The following is an 18,184-nucleotide window of genomic DNA, read 5'->3' as shown; positions in this document are numbered from 1 at the left end:
TGCTACGCTAGCGCAAAAACTCACATAGGAACATATATGAAACCGTTATTATTGGCACTTTCTTGTGGCGTATTCTTTAATCTTGCCGAGGGGCATCAAGCAACTTCAATGGGCAATTTAAAACCGGCAATTCTCCCTAATGCACAAGAATATGTGCTTCACAGCCAATTTACGAAAAAAGATTATCGCATTCAGGTGATGCCTGTTGGAGAAGTAAAGCATATCGGCTATTCCGTTCTGTATGTGTTGGACGGCGATGCCCTTTTCCCGGCGGCTGCCAGCATGGCGCAAAATATGATGGCGCGCTCACAAGAAACTAATGCAGTACCATTTTTAATCGTCGGCATCGGCTACCCGAATACTCAACTTCTTAATCCGGCAGAACGCGCGCAAGATTATACGCCGCCGTCAGAAAGTTACGATGATACCGGCGATAAAACCAATAAAAAATTTGGTGGTGCGGAAAATTTTTATCGCTTTATTCAGGAAGAACTCGCGCCGGATTTGCATCGCCGTTTTTCAATTAACACGGCTCAACAAAACATTTTTGGGCATTCTTATGGTGGTCTATTTAGTTTATATAGTTTGTTTAATCACCCGAATGGCTTCCGCAACTATCTTATCGCCAGCCCTTCAGTATGGTGGAATCAGCAACGGATTTTGCAAGATTTACCTACATTTTCCGAACATCTGCAAAACATAAAAGAGAAAATTGGCGTGCGTTTTACCGTTGGGGAATATGAACAAAAATTGGCGCCCTATATGAAACAAGATCCCAAACGACAAAAGCAGTTAGATCAGCGCGCCATGGTGACGCAAGTCAAAAATGTAGCGGAAAAACTGAATGCGCTGCCTAATGAGAAGCTATCCGTTGTAAGTAAGATTTATGATGAAGAAACCCATATGACCAGTGTCATGCCTGCTTTATTAGAGGGTTTGAAATGGCTTTTTTCTCGCTGTAAAACACAACAGGATTGTGCACATTAACCCAAAGTGCGGTGTCTTTTTCAGTTGTTTTTTTAGAAGAAATTATTCACCAGAAATACCCTAAATTCGCCCTAACAATAGCGATAAAAATCAAGTACAATACGGCAATTCTATTTTGCTGCAAAAAAGGATAAGAGCATGGCGCGCAAACCGGCTGAAAAAAACGAACCGGATTTTGAAAATACCTTAAAACAACTGGAAGAAATCGTCTCCCGTTTGGAAAATAACGACCTTTCTCTTGAAGAGGCATTAAAAGATTTTGAACAAGGCATCAAGCTGGCTCAGTTAGGTCAAGAACGCTTACAGCAAGCGGAACAGCACATCCAAATTTTGTTACAAAAAAACGAAAGTGCCAAACTCAGCGATTATCAAGCGGAAGAATAACGGGGCGGCAATGTATCAGTTCTCAGAAGATTTACAGCAAGTTCAGCAGCGAATTAATCACTTTTTAGCAGAGCAATTTGCCCACCTTGATAGCTCGCCGGCACCTTTAGCTGACGCCATGAAATATGGCTTATTATTGGGCGGAAAACGCATTCGCCCATTTTTAGTTTATGCCACTGGCAGAATGCTCGGTGCCAACGATGCCCAGCTCGATTACGCTGCTGCTGCCATTGAAGCCATTCATGCTTATTCATTGATTCATGATGATTTGCCTGCCATGGACGACGATGAATTGCGTCGCGGTCATAAAACTTGCCACATTGCGTTTGACGAAGCCACCGCGATTTTAGCCGGTGATGCATTGCAAGCCTTTGCCTTTGAGATTTTAACGGATATTCCAACGCTATCGGCGGAACAAAAGCTGGCACTCATTAAAACCTTAAGTGCCGCCTCCGGTGTCAAAGGCATGTGCTTGGGACAAAGTTTAGATTTAATGGCTGAACAAAAAGTCATCAGCCTGCAAGAATTAGAACACATCCATTTAAATAAAACCGGTGCCTTGCTCACTGCAGCGCTCACGATGGGCTTTATTTGCTCGCCTCATTTTGCAGACAAGGCTTTAGCACAACAGCTGGAACGCTACGCCACGGCAATTGGTCTCGCCTTCCAAGTACAAGATGATATTTTAGACATTGAAGGTGACAGCGAAACCATCGGCAAAACAGTCGGCTCCGACTTGACGGCAGATAAAAGCACTTATCCGAAATTATTGGGGCTGGAAGGTGCCAAACAAAAAGCCCAAGAACTTTATGAAATGGCATTGGCCGAACTCAAAGATTTACCTTTTGATACCACCGCACTTTATGCGTTGGCGGAATTTATCATTAAACGAAAAAGCTAATGCGCCCCCAAAGTGCGGTGGAAATTAGCGCTGTTTTAAACGTAGTGATAGATAAATTTTAACGTTGGAATTGATTAACCCTTATGCAAAACTACCCCCTTTTATCATTGATTAATTCGCCTGAAGATTTACGCTTGTTAAACAAAGAACAACTCCCTCAAGTGTGTCGAGAGCTACGCGAATATTTGTTGGAATCGGTGAGTCAAAGTAGCGGACATTTAGCGTCCGGTTTAGGCACGGTGGAACTTACCGTTGCACTGCATTATGTCTTTAAAACGCCTTTCGATCAGTTAATTTGGGATGTTGGTCATCAAGCCTATCCTCATAAAATCTTAACCGGTCGTCGTGACCAAATGTCGACTATTCGACAAAAAGGCGGGTTACATCCCTTCCCTTGGCGTGGTGAAAGCGAATTTGACGTGTTAAGCGTAGGACACTCTTCCACCTCGATCAGTGCAGGATTAGGCATTGCCATTGCCGCAGAACGAGAAAATGCCGGAAGACAAACGGTTTGTGTCATCGGTGACGGCGCCATTACGGCAGGTATGGCATTTGAGGCATTAAATCATGCCGGCGCGTTACACACCAATATGTTGGTGATTTTAAATGATAACGAAATGTCTATTTCAGAAAATGTCGGCGCGTTAAACAACCATCTTGCCCGAATTTTCTCCGGTTCGTTCTACTCTACCGTGCGCGACGGTAGCAAAAAAATTCTCGATAAAGTGCCAACGGTGAAAAACTTTATGAAAAAAACCGAAGAACACATGAAAGGAGTGATGTTCTCACCGGAAAGTACCTTATTTGAAGAATTGGGTTTCAACTATATTGGCCCTATCGATGGACACAATATTGATGAATTAATCGCGACATTAAGCAATATGCGCGATCTAAAAGGCCCTCAATTACTCCACATAAAAACCAAGAAAGGCAAAGGCTATACACCGGCAGAAAAAGATCCTATCGGTTTTCATGGCGTGCCAAAATTCGACCATTTAAGCGGTCAGTTACCTAAATCGAATGCCACCCCAACCTATTCCAAAATTTTCGGCGATTGGTTGTGTGAAATGGCAGAACGAGATCCAAAACTTATCGGGATCACCCCGGCAATGCGTGAAGGTTCCGGCATGGTGGAATTTTCTCAACGTTTCCCTCAACAGTATTTTGATGTGGCGATTGCTGAACAACACGCAGTGACATTTGCAGCCGGTTTGGCGATTGGTGGATACAAGCCTGTGGTTGCTATTTATTCAACTTTCTTGCAACGCGCTTATGATCAGCTCATTCATGATGTCGCCATTCAAGATCTGCCGGTTCTCTTAGCCATTGACCGTGCTGGCATTGTCGGCGCCGATGGTCAAACTCACCAAGGTGCATTTGATATCAGTTTCATGCGCTGTATTCCAAACCTTATCATCATGACACCAAGCGATGAAAATGAATGCCGCCAAATGCTTTATACCGGTTACCATTACGGTAAGCCTGCCGCCGTGCGTTATCCACGCGGAAATGCCATGGGCGTTACCTTAGAACCTTTACAACCATTGGAATTGGGTAAATCAAAGCGTGTTCGTGAAGGTAAAAAAATAGCCATTTTAAATTTTGGTACGCTTTTACCAAATGCCTTGATTGCCGCGGAAAAACTAGATGCAACCGTCATTGATATGCGTTTTGTAAAACCGTTGGATGTCACCCGTATTAACGAGATTGCCAACAGCCATGAACTTATTGTGACATTAGAAGAAAATGCGATTCAAGGCGGCGCCGGAAGTGCAGTGGCTGAAGTATTGAATCAGCAACAACACCAAGTGAAATTATTGCAATTAGGTTTACCGGATTTCTTTATCCCTCAAGGATCGCAAGCAGAAACGCTCACTGATTTAAAATTAGACGCCGCTGGGATTGAACAACAAATCGTGGATTTTCTTGCTGAGAAATAATCCTACCACCATAAAAAACGACAGGTGATTTAGCATCTGTCGTTTTTCTTTTTGCGATTCATCCCATTTTCTAAAAAATAAAATAAATTTTTCTTTTTTATTTGAACTATTTTAAAGATACCTAGTCTTAACAATTGCTAGTGCACTGCAAATGCAGTTGTCTTTTAACGTTTTCTTATATTTAAGACCTCCCCGCTATTCAGAAATAGGATAGCGGTTTTTTCTTTTTTGGAGAAAAAGGAAAAAGTGCGGTCTATTTTAGGCGCGTTTTAAAAGAGTGAATTAAAATCTGATTCTATTTCTATTACGCCAAAAACAATAAAATCTAAAAAATACGCATAAAAAAGGACGCCCTAAAGCGTCCTAATTTTTTACCTAAACTTTAATGAATTAAAGTGCAGATTTTGCTTTTTCAACTAATGCAGCAAATGCGACTTTGTCGAATACTGCGATATCGGCAAGGATCTTACGGTCGATTTCAACAGACGCTTTTTTCAAACCGTTGATGAATTTGCTGTAAGATAAACCATTTTGACGAGCCGCTGCGTTGATACGTGCAATCCATAATTGACGGAATTGACGTTTACGTTGACGGCGGTCACGATATGCGTATTGACCAGCTTTGATCACCGCTTGGAAAGCAACGCGATACACGCGTGAACGTGCACCATAATAACCTTTAGCAGCCTTAAGAACTTTCTTATGGCGTGCTCTTGCAATAACACCACGTTTTACACGAGCCATTATTTAATCTCCTATGTAATATTTTTAACTAAAATGAACTGACGTACGTTTGTGCTTATGCGTATGGCAAGCACGCTACTACTAATACTAAGTCGGACTTAGCAACCATGGATTTATGGCGTAGGTGACGTTTACGTTTTGTTGTTTTCTTAGTCAAAATATGACGTAAGTGAGATTGTTTACGCTTGAAACCACCGGAAGCAGTTTTTTTGAAACGCTTAGCAGCACCGCGTACTGTTTTAATTTTAGGCATTGTTAAATAACTCCGCATTTTTAAGTTTAAACAATATAATCAGGCGAATCGTTTTAAGGCGATTACTTGTAGGCACTGATTATTTCCAATCAAGGCAATTTAAAATTGCCCTTTTCAAACGTCATTAGGCTGCGTAGTGTGCCCAATGTACCGTTGTATCTTCACCGAAGTGAAAATTCCGTGATTCAGATGAAATCTGAATCAAAAATTATTTTTTCTTAGGTGCCAACACCATAACTGCTTGGCGACCTTCTAATTTCCCCGGCGCAGATTCAACCACAGAAATATCGGCTAAATCATTTTTCACACGCTCCAATACATCAAAACCGATATCTTGGTGAGCCATTTCACGGCCGCGGAAACGTACAGTAATCTTGGCTTTATCGCCTTCTTCCAAAAAGCGGATTAGGCTACGTAACTTAACTTGGTAGTCACCTTCATCTGTGCCTGGACGGAATTTAATTTCCTTCACTTGCACCACTTTTTGTTTTTTCTTCTGTTCTTTCGCTGTTTTGCTCTTTTCGTAGAGGAATTTACCGTAGTTCATAATGCGACACACAGGTGGTTCCGCATTTGGACTGATTTCTACAAGATCTAAAGCTGCGGCTTCCGCCATTTCTAATGCTTGTTGAATCGCAATAACCCCAACTTGCTCGCCGTCCTGATCAATCAAGCGGACTTCTTTTACTCTAATTTCGTCATTAATGCGATTAGGGCGATTTACTGCAGGTGCTTTTTTTACGGTTTTAATAATGATATTCCTCTTATTAATTAAGCCTCAAAACTGCTGTTTTACTATACAAAAACAGAAGTTAAATTCATTTTTAATGCTCTAAGAATGAGCAAAAACGGGGTGCATTTTACAGAATTTCACCACGTTACGCAATAGCGGAAAACGTAGTAATTCCGCCTTTTATTTGTATGCACACAGGATTAATTTCATTAAAACTAAACCTGCTACATCTTAGGTTCATATTAGCTAGAAACATTCACTGTTTAACAAATAAAAAGTGCGGTCATTTTTGACCGCACTTTTATACTTCTATATGGATAACTACTCTTCACCCAACAATTTCAAGTCGCGATTTCTCACTTGTTTTTTCAGAATGTCTAAGAATTCTTCCACAGTGAATGTACCGAGATCTTGACCTTTACGGGTACGTACCGCCACTTTGCCGGTTTCGATTTCTTTATCACCACAAACCAACATATAAGGCACGCGGCGTAAGGTGTGTTCGCGGATTTTGAAACCGACTTTTTCGTTACGTAAATCGGTTTTCACGCGTAAACCTGCATCAGATAACTGTTTCGCAACCTGTTGTACATACTCGGATTGAGAATCGGTGATGTTCATCACAACCGCTTGCGTTGGCGCCAACCATGCAGGGAAGAAACCTGCGTATTCTTCGGTAATGATACCGATGAAACGTTCAATAGAACCTAAAATCGCACGGTGAATCATTACCGGTGTACGGCGATCATTGTCTTCCGCCACATAAGAGGCATTTAAACGGCCCGGTAGCGCAAAGTCTAATTGGATAGTACCGCACTGCCATTCACGATCTAAGCAGTCGCGTAAGGCAAACTCAATTTTCGGACCGTAGAACGCGCCTTCGCCCTCTTGAATTTCATATTCAAGACCATTGTGTTTTAACGCGTTGGCTAAACCTTGCTCTGCGCGATCCCACATCTCATCGGCACCAATACGTTTTTCCGGACGGGTTGAAAGTTTAACGAAGATATTGGTAAAGCCAAAGGTACTGTAAATATCGTAAACCATGCGAATACAGCTCGTTACTTCGCTTTCAATTTGATCTTCGGTACAGAAAATATGGGCGTCGTCCTGAGTGAAACCGCGTACACGCATTAAACCGTGTAAAGAACCGGAAGGCTCATTACGGTGGCAAGAACCGAATTCCGCCATACGAATTGGTAAATCCCGATAAGATTTTAACCCTTGGTTAAAGATTTGAACGTGTCCCGGACAGTTCATCGGTTTGATGGCATATTCACGGTTTTCCGATTGTGTAGTAAACATCAAATCGCCGTAGTTTTGCCAGTGACCGGTTTTTTCCCACAACACGCGATCCATCATGAACGGACCTTTCACTTCTTGATAATCGTATTGTTTTAATTTGGTGCGTACGAAGGTTTCCAATTCACGGAAAATCGTCCAACCATCGTTGTGCCAGAACACCATGCCCGGCGCTTCTTCTTGCATATGATATAAATCTAACGCTTTACCGATTTTACGGTGGTCACGTTTTGCTGCTTCTTCTAGGCGTTGCAAATAGGCATCCAGTTGTTTTTTATCTGCCCACGCCGTACCGTAAATACGTTGCAACATTTTGTTTTTGCTGTCGCCACGCCAGTATGCTCCAGCCACTTTTTGTAATTTAAAATGATGGCAGAAACGCATATTCGGCACATGCGGACCACGACACATATCAATATATTCTTGGTGATGATAAAGCGCAGGGGTTGCAGTACGTTCGATGTTTTCATCTAGGATCGCCATTTTGTACGGCTCGCCACGTTTTTCAAAAGTATCTCTTGCTTCTTGCCAACTGACCGGCGTTTTAATCACGTCGTAATCGGTTTTGGCCAATTCCAACATGCGTTTTTCAAGGGCATCAATATCTTCTTGGGTTAAAGAGCGGTCTAAATCCACGTCATAATAGAAACCGTTGTCGATCGTCGGCCCGATGGCCATTTTGACATCCGGGAATAATTGTTTAATCGCATGACCGAGTAAGTGCGCTGTGGAGTGACGAATAATTTCCAAACCATCTTCGTCTTTGGCAGTAATAATTTCTAATGTGCTATCTTCGGTAATCAGATCACAGGCATCTTTACGTTCGCCGTTGACACGACCGGCAATGGTCGCTTTGGCAAGGCCTGCGCCAATATTTTGCGCAACTTCTAATACGGTAACAGGTTTATCGAATTGACGTTGTGAACCGTCAGGTAAAGTAATAACTGGCATAATGCATCCTTATACAGTGGTCACCCATACGCGAGGTGGCTTGTTTCATTTAATTAAAAAACGTTTTAAAAAAGCACCGCACTTTTATCATCCTTACAAACGGACAAGCCAAGTGCGGCGCGCAATTCTAGCATATTTTAGGAGGACAACCAAATGCCTAAATTTTGACTTGAGTCACAGTAATTTTTTCTTAATCTTTTACACTAGAAACATGATTAACTGAAAAGAAGGAACAGAGTATGTGGAAGTCGATTTCTCAAGTTTTAGCTGATCAATTCGGGGCGTATTATTCCATCAAAAATAAAACCAAAATTCATACCGGCGAAATGCATGAATCTTGGATCATTGATGACGGCATCCAACCCGTCTTTGTAAAAATGAATGAAAAGTCCTACCGTTCCATGTTCCGTGCCGAAGCGGATCAGTTAATCATGCTGGCAAAAACCAATACCGTTCGTGTACCGGAAGTCTATGGCGTCGGTTGCTCGCAAAATCACAGTTTTCTGTTGTTAGAAGGATTAGCAATGCAACCGAATACGCCACAAAATATGGCGGAATTTGGTGAGCAATTGGCTCGCTTACACCAATATCAAGGTTCGGAAAATTACGGTTTATCTTTTGATACTTGGCTAGGGCCGCAATATCAACCGAATGAATGGGGTTCCCGTTGGGCAAAATTCTTCAGTGAACAACGCATTGGTTGGCAATTACAGCTCTGTGCGGAAAAGAATCTGTATTTCGGTGATAAAGAAGAAATCATAAAAGCCGTTGCTACATTATTGACAAAACATCAGCCTAAACCATCGCTTTTACACGGCAATTTGTGGATTGAAAACTGCGCCAACATTGACGGTCACACCGTGACTTATGATCCGGCATGCTATTGGGGCGATCGGGAATGTGATTTGGCCTTTACCGAATTATTCGAGCCGTTTCCACAAGAATTCTATGAAAATTACAACCGCACTTTCCCGTTAGATGAAGGTTATCAAGAGCGGAAAGTCATTTATCAGCTTTATCATCTGCTTAACTTCAGTAGCCGTTTCCACGGCAACTATGTGGCGCTTGCCAATAAGGTTGTACATGATGTGTTACAACGTTACGAAAATCGTTAAAGACGACACAAAAAAGAAAGGGCGCAATGCCCTTTCTTATTGTTTGTATGACGCAACCTTACATCAGCGTTCTTTCATTTTTCTTTAACCAACGTAACGCAATATTATCGGCGCTCTCCTCTGCTTGCTTACCCACTTTCTGCAACAACGATTTTTTCACCACATATTTCACGCCAACAAGCTGTTTTTCTTTCATCACTTGTAGTAATAAATCATCGCTGGTCATAATCTCATCCACTAAATTCAAATGTAGTGCCTGTTGACCAAACCAGTGCTCACCGGTTGCCACTTGTTCTACATCCAAGTGCGGTCGATTTTGTGAAACAAATTGTTTGAATAATTGGTGGGTTTCTTCTAATTCCTGTTGGAATTTTTGTTTTCCTTTTTCGGTATTTTCACCCAACATGGTCACGGTACGTTTGTATTCGCCTGCCGTCATTACATCTACGTCCACATCATGTTTTTTCAATAAACGATGAATATTGGGGATCTGAGCAACAACACCGATAGAGCCAATAATCGCAAAAGGCGCAGATACAATTTTATCGGCAACACAAGCCATCATATAGCCACCGCTTGCCGCGACTTTATCCACGGCAACCGTCAACTTGATGTTGTGCTGTTTTAAACGCATTAATTGCGATGCGGCTAACCCATAACCATGTACCACACCACCGGGGCTTTCCAAGCAAAGCAACACTTCATCATTTGGCTTCGCCACCTGAACAATCGCGCTGATTTCTTCCCGCAATGCCGCCGTTTCTGAAGCAGAAATATCGCCTTTAAAATGCAATACATAAAGGCTTGGTTTACGTTCGGATTCCGTATCTTGACCATTTTTACGTTGTGCTTTTAAGGCTTTTGCTTTCGCCTTTTCTGCCTTTTTCTCTGCTTTTTCCGCTTCTTTTAATTCATCTTCGCTGAGGTGAAAGTTACTCAATATTTTGCTGTTTTCCTCAAATTCTTTTGATAAATCGGTAATCACCAATTCACCGTGTAAATGCGCTTTTTTTTGTTTCATAGCAATGATCATGGCAACCACTGCCGCAACCACCAATAACAAGGTGATCACTTCTAAAATAAACACGCCATAACCGACAAAAATATCAGACCACATAATTGTTCCTTAGTAAGAATAAATAAGGTCGAGGATTATAAAGTATCGCTTATCTCAATGCCACCTTCGCGGCCAGCTGAAAAATAAAGGATTATTAACCCAGCATTAATAATGCTTTTCAAAAAGCCCTATTTATCTTTCTTAAATACCCGTTAAAATGACCGCACTTTTCATTTCATGATTTCAAAAAGGAGCTAACATGAATAATGTTCTCGTCTTAAAATCCAGCATTCTGGCAGACAATTCACAAACCAACCAATTATCCGATTATTTCGTCAGTAAACTTGCCGACAAAAATGTGGTTATCCGTGATCTTGCCGCAAATCCACTACCGCATTTTGATGCAACGGCTGCAACAGCATTGCGCGGTCAACCAACAAGTACTGAAGAAAATGCATTATTGGCGTTATCTGATGAATTAGTGGCGGAAATTAAAAAGGCAGACACCTTGATTATTAACGCTCCCATGTATAACTTTCATATTCCGACGCAACTAAAAAGCTATTTTGATTTTATTGCACGTCCACGTGTCACTTTCCAATATTCAGAAAAAGGGCCGGAAGGTTTATTAAAAGGCAAAAAAGCCGTGGTATTAGCATCATTTGGCGGTTTTCATCAAAATCAACCAACAGATTTGGTGACGTCATATATGAAAGCTATCTTAGGCTTTGTCGGTATTACCGATGTGCAATTCGTTTATGTGGAAGGCATTGGATTTGGTCCGGAAGCGGTCGAAAAAGCGCAAGCGCAAGCCAAAGCAGAAATTGATAAACTGGCAACCACCCTTTAATAACGCCTAAAAACAAAAAAGCACCATGAAGGTGCTTTTTTTGTGGACAAAATATAAAGAAAAGTACGGTTATTTTTTTCCGCATTTTTCTTAATGCAGTTTTAATGACGGGCGTAAGTAACGATTCAAATGCCCTACCACAATAATTAAACCGGTTTTAAAGCAACCATGTAATGCCGCTTGATGCATACGATAAAGAGAAACATACATCCATTGTGCGATTTTACCTTCAATGGTCATGGAAGAACCGCCGGTAATCTTGCCGCCTAACGCGCCAAATGCGGTAAATTCAGATAAAGACACTAATGAGCCTTTGTCGTTATATTTAAAATCTTTCAATGGTTTATTATCAAATAACGCAATGATATTTTTCGCACAACGACTTGCCATTTGGTGCGCAGCTTGGGCTTTTGGCGGCACCGGTTTGCCATCCTCTTGCATAAAGAAACAACAATCACCCATGGCAAAAATCGTGTCGTCATTTGTGGTTTGCAAGGTTTTCTTCACCACTAATTGGTTAATTCGGTTGATTTCCAATCCGTCAAAACGTTTCGTAATACCCGAAGTGCGAATGCCTGCCGACCATACGATTAAATCCGCAGGAATATGTTGTCCGTCTTTTGTCACCAACCGGTTTTTGTTAGCTTCAACAATCATCGTATTGGTTTTGACATCCACGCCCAATTTACGGAGCTCTTCCGTGGCATCATTGGAAATGCGTTCAGGCAATGCCGGTAATATGCGGGATCCGGCTTCGACTAAAGTCACGTTTAAACGGCTACTATCAATTTGCCCATAACCATAAGAAGACAAGTGCTCTGCAGCATTATACAGCTCTGCAGAAAGCTCCACGCCCGTTGCCCCGGCCCCCACAATCGCAATATGAATGTGGCCATCTTGCACTAACTCCTGTTTACTTTCCGTCTCACCAATATCGTCCAATACTTGGTTTTCACGAAATTTCAGGAAAAGCGCCAACATTTTTTGTTGAAAGCGCATGGCTTGTGCAGGACTATCTAAAAAGATGCAATTTTCTTCAACACCCTTTGTGTTGAAATCATTAGATTTGCTGCCAATGGCAATCACTAAATAATCATAAGGAATGCGGCGGGAAACCACGATCATGTCGCCGTCGTCGCCATAAACCGGCGCCAGTTCCACATATTTATGTTGACGATTTAAGCCAACCATGGAACCTTGCTCAAAGTTGAAATAATGATTGTGGGCATGGGCGCGATAACTTAATGCCTCGACCCCATCATCTAATGCACCGGTCGCCAATTCATGCAATAAGGGTTTCCATAAATGGGTTTGATTGCGATCAATTAAAGTGACATTAGCACGTTTTTTTCGTCCCAGCTTATTGCCTAAGTGAGTGGCAAGTTCCAACCCTCCGGCACCACCACCGACAATGACGATATTTTTCATAAATACCTCTAAACTAAAAAATGAAAAGTAAAAATTAATTAACAATATTTTAACACCGGTTTTGCCATTTTTCTTAGAGGCGATTTAGAAAAGTCAGAAAATACCCCATTCCTGTTAGGTAAATGAAAACAAAAGTGCGGTAAAAAATAACATTATTTTTCACCGCACTTTCCTTTCGATATTCCGTCATGCAATAGTAAAAAAGAAAAAGGCAACATGATGTTGCCTTTTATCTTAACTTCAGGAAAAAAATGAAAATTAGTTTTGTGGCGCGTAATCCACGAGCAAGTAATGTTTCGCAATGCTTAAGAACGCTTCTACTTGTTCTTTTTGCCATTGTTCATCTTTACCCAATTCTTTTGCCATGACGCTTGCCACTTTGGCTGCACTGTCAATGGCTGCACGCGCATCAAGGAACAACAAACGAACACGACGTGCAAGAACATCTTCAACGGATTGTGCCATTTCTTCACGCACCGCCCAAACCACTTCAGCAACAGTATTTGGATGACGCGGATGAATTTTTTCCGCCATTTCCGGATGTTCAGCTTCCAATGCTTTAATTGCCGGAATGTCAGCACCGTAAATATACAAGTGATTTTTCAAATCTACTTGTTCTGCCGGAATTTTACCATGAATTGCCAAATTCGTTGTAACACATGGTTTTTTCGCTAATTGCGGATGTACGTTTAATGCTTCATCTACAGTGTCTTCAGACATTTGACGATAAGTCGTCCATTTACCACCGGTGATCGTCACCAAGCCACTGTCGCTAACCACAACTTTATGGCTACGAGACACTTCTTTGGTGCTTTGACCGGCTTTTTCCGGCGCGGCTAACGGACGAAGACCGGCGAAAATACTTAATACATCATCGCGTGTTGGTTTTTTCGTTAAATATTGACCGGCAGTATCTAAAATAAATTGAATTTCTTGCTCTAAAGCAATCGGCTCATAAGACGGTTCTTTAACCAATGTATCCGTTGTACCAACCACTAATCTTTCATGCCATGGCACCGCAAACAATACACGACCATCAGAGGTTTTTGGAATCATCAATGCGTCATCACTTGGTAAGAAGGATTTATCCAATACCAAATGCACGCCTTGGCTTGGCACAACGAATTTTTTATCAGTGCCGTGATCCATGGATAAAATATCATTCATGAACACACCGGTAGCATTAATCACCGCTATACCTTGTACGCAGTATTGTTCGCCACTTAATTCATCCGTAAATTTAACGCCGTTGACTTTGCCTTGTTGATCTTTAAGCAATTCGGTTACTTTTGCATAATTCAACACGGTACCGCCTTGTTCCACAACAGTTTGTGCAATATTCACCGCTAAACGGGAGTCATCAAACTGACCGTCTTTATACACTACGCCGTTTTTCAAATCCGCGCCGTTTAAGGTTGGCAAACGTTGCATTGTGGTGTTTTTACTGATGGCAATGGTTTTACCTAAACTTAAATTACCGGATAAATAATCGTATAAACCTAAACCGATGCGGTACTTCACGCTATCAATAAAATTGTAGTTAGGAATGATGAAATTTTGGTTTTTAAATAAGTGGGAGGCATTTTTTGCTAAACGACCACGTTCACGTAAAGCCTCTTTTACTAAAGCGACATCACCTGCAGCCAAATAACGCACACCACCATGTACTAATTTAGTACTACGGCTTGAAGTACCTTTTGCAAAGTCATAGCCTTCCAATAACAATGTTTTATAACCACGTGATGCTGCGTCTAAAGCAATACCTAAACCACTGGCACCGCCACCAACAACAATAAAATCCCATTGCGCTGTATTTTTTACGTTTTCAAGCTGCGTATTTCTTTGCATTTTTCACCTCGAAGATTGATATCGAATTGTTTACTTTTAATACGAAATGTTCGTTTATGCTCATTTTATCACATTAAACGAAAGCAAAGGAAACAAAAGAAAATATAAATTTCTAAATTTGTGATCATGATCACGATTAACGCTCAAAAATTCTAAAATTTACGCAAACGTTTGCTTAAACGATTAAATATTCTGTGATCCTGCTCACAAATTAAACTATTTTTGTTTGCTTGGCGAAAATTTATTCATTAATTTGACGCCGCATTCTGTTTTAAAACGAAATGCTTCTTATCAATTCCTTCTTATTAAGGAGAGCTTATGGCTACAAATCACACACTTAAAGGTGCTTGTATTGCGGAGTTTTTAGGTACAGGTCTTCTGATTTTCTTTGGTTGCGGTTGTGTCGCAGCAGCAAAACTAGCGGGTGCAGCCTTCGGACTTTGGGAAATATCCATTGTTTGGGGGATCGGGGTCGCTATGGCGGTATACTGTACTGCCGGCGTATCGGGAGCACACTTAAATCCGGCGGTAACCATTGCTTTATGGAAATTTGCTTGCTTTGACGGCAAAAAAGTGATTCCTTACATCATTGCGCAAATGGCTGGTGCCTTTGTTGCCGCCGCGTTGATTTACTTGCTTTATCAAGATCTTTTTGCTGCAACGGAAGCCGCACAAAATATCGTTCGCGGAGAAACCGTTGGTGTTGCCAATGTATTCTCAACCTATCCGCATCCACACATCACATTCTACAAAGCATTTTTAGTGGAAACAGTGATTACCGCCATTTTAATGGGCTTAATCTTAGCCTTAACCGATGATGGCAACGGCGTACCCAAAGGTCCTATGGCTCCCCTATTGATTGGTTTACTTATTGCCGTCATCGGTGGAGCTACCGGTCCATTAACCGGCTTTGCCATGAACCCGGCACGTGACTTTGGTCCGAAATTATTTGCCTATTTTGCCGGCTGGGGCGACATTGCGCTCACCGGTGGTTTAGCCATTCCTTATTTCCTCGTCCCTTTAATTGCACCCATTGTCGGTGGTTTGCTTGGTGCTTGGGGATACCAACGTTTTATCGGTAAACATTTACCGTGCAACTGTGGCGAATCCTAATTAACCCGCTTTATTTCTATATAAGGAGAAACTCATGACTCAAGAATACATTATTGCTCTCGACCAAGGCACCACAAGTTCCCGTGCGGTTTTATTAGATAAAAACGCCAATATCGTCGAAGTGGCTCAGCGTGAATTTACCCAAATTTATCCGCAAGCAGGCTGGGTTGAACATAATCCGATGGAAATCTGGGCAAGCCAAAGTTCCACATTAAACGAAGTCGTTGCTAAAGCGGGTATTACCTCCGATAAAATTGCTGCTATCGGAATTACCAACCAGCGCGAAACCACGATTGTCTGGGAAAAAGAAACGGGCAAACCGATTTATAACGCGATTGTTTGGCAATGTCGCCGTACTGCTGATATTTGTACCCAATTAAAAGCTGACGGGCACGAAAGCTACATTCGTAAAACCACCGGACTCGTGGTTGACCCTTACTTTTCCGGAACAAAAATCAAATGGATTTTGGATCATGTTGAAGGCGCCAGAGAACGGGCGAAAAAAGGTGAATTGTTGTTTGGTACCGTGGATACTTGGTTAGTTTGGAAACTCACCCAAGGTCGAGCTCATGTGACCGACTATACCAACGCATCTCGTACTATGCTGTTTAATATCCACACCAAGCAATGGGATGACAAAATGCTTGAGTTGTTGGATATTCCAAAAGCCATGTTGCCGAAAGTATGCAATTCTTCTGAAGTATACGGTCAAACCAACATCGGGGGTAAAGGCGGTGTGCGGATTCCGGTAGCGGGTATTGCCGGTGACCAACAAGCCGCGCTTTACGGTCATTTATGTGTGGAACCCGGTATGGCGAAAAACACTTACGGTACCGGTTGCTTTATGCTCATGAATACCGGAGAAAGAGCGGTCGAATCTAAAAACGGATTGCTCACCACCATCGCATGTAATGCCAAAGGTGAACCTTGTTATGCCTTAGAAGGTTCTATTTTTATGGGTGGCGCATCAATCCAATGGTTACGTGACGAATTGCGTTTAATTCACGACAGTGCCGACTCCGAATATTTCGCGACCAAAGTGAAAGATACCAATGGCGTTTATGTCGTTCCTGCCTTTACCGGTTTAGGTGCGCCATATTGGGATCCGTACGCACGCGGTGCGATTGTCGGCTTATCCCGTGGTGCCAACCGTAACCATATCGTCCGCGCCACGCTAGAAGCCATCGCCTACCAAACCCGTGAAGTATTAGATGCGATGCAATCGGACAGTGGCGAGAAATTAGCGGCTTTACGCGTGGACGGTGGCGCGGTTGCCAATAATTTCTTGATGCAGTTCCAAGCGGATATTTTAGATGTGAAGGTTGAGCGTCCAAAAGTGCGTGAAGTTACCGCGCTCGGTGCCGCCTATTTGGCTGGGCTTGCCGTAGGGTTCTGGAAAGACTTGGAAGAATTGCGTGGCAAAGCTATTGTCGAACGGACATTTGAACCGAAAGAAACGCCGGAAAAACGCACCGCACTTTATCAAGGCTGGAAGAAAGCGGTTCAGCGTGCATTGGCGTGGGAAGAGGAATAAAAAAATTAACCTTCCTACATTTTTTATATATGGGCGAGAGATTTTCCTCTCGCCTTTTTATATGGAAGAAAACGGAAATGGTATTTCGCGATTTTCAAGATAAAAAATACTTAAAAAACCAACCGCACTTTTAGCTTAAAAATTCCAAGCCGAACTGATACAACTGATTTTTTTTATAGCCGTAAAGTTCTGCAACAATAGCGGCTGCTTTCTTCAAAGGCAATTCTTGGCTAATCAATTCAAGTGCTTTTACCGCTTGTGGTGAAATCTCATCACTGTTTTCCATTTGTGTTTTGCCCTCAACAATCAACACCATTTCGCCTTTGGTTCGGTTCGGATCTTCTTGTAACCAACTCAACAACTCCGCCAAATTATCACCATGAATAGTTTCCCAGGTTTTCGTAATTTCACGCGCCAGCACCACATAACGCTCGCCGCCAAACACGGTTTGCATATCCGCAAGGCTGTCTAAAATACGATGGGTCGATTCATAGAAAATCAAAGTGCGGTCTTCATTCTCCACGTTTTTTAGTTTATCCAAGCGCGCTTTACTTTTTGCCGGCAAGAACCCCTCAAAGCAAAAACGATCAGAAGCAATACCCGAAGCACATAACGCGGTAATTGCCGCACAAGCCCCCGGCAACGGCACAACTTGAATTCCCGCTTGGCGGCATTGACGCACTAAATGAAATCCGGGATCGCTGATCAATGGTGTTCCGGCATCAGAAATTAAGGCAATATTCGTGCCTTGTAATAATTTCTCCACCAACGCGCCCGCTTTTTGTTGCTCATTGTGATCATGCAAAGCAAAAAACGGTTTTTTAATGCCGTAATGGCTTAACAATAGCCCACTGTGACGGGTATCTTCTGCGGCGATTAAATCCACTTTTTCAAAGGTTTCTAATGCCCGTTGAGTGATATCTTGCAAATTGCCAATCGGCGTGGCGACGATGTATAAAATTCCGTTTGAATTGCTCATTTCGTGTTTCTTTTATTTGCTTTTAGTGAGTGACATAAGTAAGATCGCCCCAATTGTTTCAACAA

Annotated in this window: 16 protein-coding genes; 8 read left to right on the top strand and 8 right to left on the bottom strand. The window is 42.1% G+C overall.

The features are described 5' to 3' along the window. Nucleotides 1-36: 36 nt before the first annotated feature. The 4 genes from LQ983_RS00465 to dxs all read left to right on the top strand — a co-directional run bounded on the left by LQ983_RS00465 (nt 37) and on the right by dxs (nt 4,212). Complete coding sequence (locus tag LQ983_RS00465; RefSeq protein WP_230621245.1) at nt 37-987, top strand: alpha/beta hydrolase; 951 nt, start codon at nt 37-39, stop codon at nt 985-987. Between the two features lie 138 nt (nt 988-1,125). Continuing rightward, a complete protein-coding gene (xseB, locus tag LQ983_RS00460; protein WP_021615675.1) occupies nt 1,126-1,371 on the top strand; it encodes an exodeoxyribonuclease VII small subunit in 246 nt (81 codons plus the stop codon). A gap of 10 nt (nt 1,372-1,381) precedes the next feature. Further along, entirely contained in the window at nt 1,382-2,272 is an 891-nt protein-coding gene (gene ispA, locus LQ983_RS00455; protein WP_230621244.1) for a (2E,6E)-farnesyl diphosphate synthase, read from the top strand. 83 nt (nt 2,273-2,355) lie between these two features. Next, nucleotides 2,356-4,212, top strand: coding sequence for a 1-deoxy-D-xylulose-5-phosphate synthase (gene dxs / locus LQ983_RS00450; RefSeq protein WP_230621243.1), 1,857 nt, complete (start codon nt 2,356-2,358; stop codon nt 4,210-4,212). Nucleotides 4,213-4,602: 390 nt separating this feature from the next. On the opposite strand, the gene rplT is transcribed toward dxs, so the two are convergent. From rplT to thrS, 4 genes are all read right to left on the bottom strand, one after another. Then, a complete protein-coding gene (gene rplT, locus LQ983_RS00445) occupies nt 4,603-4,956 on the bottom strand; it encodes a 50S ribosomal protein L20 (RefSeq protein WP_005596075.1) in 354 nt (117 codons plus the stop codon). Nucleotides 4,957-5,011: 55 nt separating this feature from the next. After that, nucleotides 5,012-5,209, bottom strand: coding sequence for a 50S ribosomal protein L35 (rpmI, locus tag LQ983_RS00440; protein ID WP_005542274.1), 198 nt, complete (start codon nt 5,207-5,209; stop codon nt 5,012-5,014). A 208-nt stretch (nt 5,210-5,417) separates the two neighbouring features. After that, a complete protein-coding gene (gene infC / locus LQ983_RS00435) occupies nt 5,418-5,960 on the bottom strand; it encodes a translation initiation factor IF-3 (RefSeq protein WP_230622581.1) in 543 nt (180 codons plus the stop codon). Nucleotides 5,961-6,263: 303 nt separating this feature from the next. Further along, nucleotides 6,264-8,195 (bottom strand): threonine--tRNA ligase, encoded by a 1,932-nt coding sequence (gene thrS, locus LQ983_RS00430; RefSeq protein WP_230621242.1) that lies wholly within the window; start codon nt 8,193-8,195, stop codon nt 6,264-6,266. 239 nt (nt 8,196-8,434) lie between these two features. Between thrS and LQ983_RS00425 the strand changes: the two genes are divergently transcribed. Further along, nucleotides 8,435-9,310, top strand: a complete 876-nt coding sequence (locus LQ983_RS00425) for a fructosamine kinase family protein (RefSeq protein ID WP_230621241.1) — start codon at nt 8,435-8,437, stop codon at nt 9,308-9,310. 58 nt (nt 9,311-9,368) lie between these two features. Here the strand turns inward: LQ983_RS00425 and sohB are convergent, their stop codons facing one another. Beyond that, entirely contained in the window at nt 9,369-10,427 is a 1,059-nt protein-coding gene (gene sohB / locus LQ983_RS00420) for a protease SohB (RefSeq protein WP_230621240.1), read from the bottom strand. Nucleotides 10,428-10,626: 199 nt separating this feature from the next. On the opposite strand from sohB, the gene LQ983_RS00415 reads away from it, so the two are divergent. After that, nucleotides 10,627-11,217: an FMN-dependent NADH-azoreductase gene (locus LQ983_RS00415; protein ID WP_230621239.1), complete on the top strand. Its 591-nt coding sequence runs from the start codon at nt 10,627-10,629 to the stop codon at nt 11,215-11,217. 90 nt (nt 11,218-11,307) lie between these two features. Here the strand turns inward: LQ983_RS00415 and LQ983_RS00410 are convergent, their stop codons facing one another. Further along, entirely contained in the window at nt 11,308-12,645 is a 1,338-nt protein-coding gene (locus LQ983_RS00410; RefSeq protein WP_230621238.1) for an NAD(P)/FAD-dependent oxidoreductase, read from the bottom strand. A gap of 258 nt (nt 12,646-12,903) precedes the next feature. Further along, complete coding sequence (locus tag LQ983_RS00405; RefSeq protein ID WP_230621237.1) at nt 12,904-14,493, bottom strand: glycerol-3-phosphate dehydrogenase/oxidase; 1,590 nt, start codon at nt 14,491-14,493, stop codon at nt 12,904-12,906. A gap of 318 nt (nt 14,494-14,811) precedes the next feature. On the opposite strand from LQ983_RS00405, the gene LQ983_RS00400 reads away from it, so the two are divergent. Continuing rightward, complete coding sequence (locus tag LQ983_RS00400) at nt 14,812-15,606, top strand: MIP/aquaporin family protein (protein ID WP_109127923.1); 795 nt, start codon at nt 14,812-14,814, stop codon at nt 15,604-15,606. Between the two features lie 34 nt (nt 15,607-15,640). After that, a complete protein-coding gene (gene glpK / locus LQ983_RS00395) occupies nt 15,641-17,140 on the top strand; it encodes a glycerol kinase GlpK (RefSeq protein ID WP_230621236.1) in 1,500 nt (499 codons plus the stop codon). Nucleotides 17,141-17,270: 130 nt separating this feature from the next. Here the strand turns inward: glpK and rsmI are convergent, their stop codons facing one another. Then, complete coding sequence (gene rsmI, locus LQ983_RS00390) at nt 17,271-18,119, bottom strand: 16S rRNA (cytidine(1402)-2'-O)-methyltransferase (RefSeq protein ID WP_230621235.1); 849 nt, start codon at nt 18,117-18,119, stop codon at nt 17,271-17,273. Nucleotides 18,120-18,184: the final 65 nt, after the last annotated feature.

It is taken from the genome of Aggregatibacter sp. Marseille-P9115 (assembly GCF_920939465.1).
GTDB classification, from domain to species: domain Bacteria; phylum Pseudomonadota; class Gammaproteobacteria; order Enterobacterales; family Pasteurellaceae; genus Aggregatibacter; species Aggregatibacter segnis_B.
This window is presented reverse-complemented; position numbering and strand designations above follow the sequence as displayed.

What these genes read in the sequence shown, in the direction of transcription:
- rplT (WP_005596075.1), bottom strand. Translation starts at nt 4,956, where the DNA reads ATGGCTCGTGTAAAACGTGGTGTTATTGCAAGAGCACGCCATAAGAAA.
- LQ983_RS00410 (WP_230621238.1), bottom strand. Translation starts at nt 12,645, where the DNA reads ATGAAAAATATCGTCATTGTCGGTGGTGGTGCCGGAGGGTTGGAACTT.
- LQ983_RS00400 (WP_109127923.1), top strand. Translation starts at nt 14,812, where the DNA reads ATGGCTACAAATCACACACTTAAAGGTGCTTGTATTGCGGAGTTTTTA.
- sohB (WP_230621240.1), bottom strand. Translation starts at nt 10,427, where the DNA reads ATGTGGTCTGATATTTTTGTCGGTTATGGCGTGTTTATTTTAGAAGTG.
- xseB (WP_021615675.1), top strand. Translation starts at nt 1,126, where the DNA reads ATGGCGCGCAAACCGGCTGAAAAAAACGAACCGGATTTTGAAAATACC.
- rsmI (WP_230621235.1), bottom strand. Translation starts at nt 18,119, where the DNA reads ATGAGCAATTCAAACGGAATTTTATACATCGTCGCCACGCCGATTGGC.
- thrS (WP_230621242.1), bottom strand. Translation starts at nt 8,195, where the DNA reads ATGCCAGTTATTACTTTACCTGACGGTTCACAACGTCAATTCGATAAA.
- dxs (WP_230621243.1), top strand. Translation starts at nt 2,356, where the DNA reads ATGCAAAACTACCCCCTTTTATCATTGATTAATTCGCCTGAAGATTTA.
- glpK (WP_230621236.1), top strand. Translation starts at nt 15,641, where the DNA reads ATGACTCAAGAATACATTATTGCTCTCGACCAAGGCACCACAAGTTCC.
- LQ983_RS00405 (WP_230621237.1), bottom strand. Translation starts at nt 14,493, where the DNA reads ATGCAAAGAAATACGCAGCTTGAAAACGTAAAAAATACAGCGCAATGG.
- LQ983_RS00465 (WP_230621245.1), top strand. Translation starts at nt 37, where the DNA reads ATGAAACCGTTATTATTGGCACTTTCTTGTGGCGTATTCTTTAATCTT.
- LQ983_RS00425 (WP_230621241.1), top strand. Translation starts at nt 8,435, where the DNA reads ATGTGGAAGTCGATTTCTCAAGTTTTAGCTGATCAATTCGGGGCGTAT.
- ispA (WP_230621244.1), top strand. Translation starts at nt 1,382, where the DNA reads ATGTATCAGTTCTCAGAAGATTTACAGCAAGTTCAGCAGCGAATTAAT.
- LQ983_RS00415 (WP_230621239.1), top strand. Translation starts at nt 10,627, where the DNA reads ATGAATAATGTTCTCGTCTTAAAATCCAGCATTCTGGCAGACAATTCA.
- rpmI (WP_005542274.1), bottom strand. Translation starts at nt 5,209, where the DNA reads ATGCCTAAAATTAAAACAGTACGCGGTGCTGCTAAGCGTTTCAAAAAA.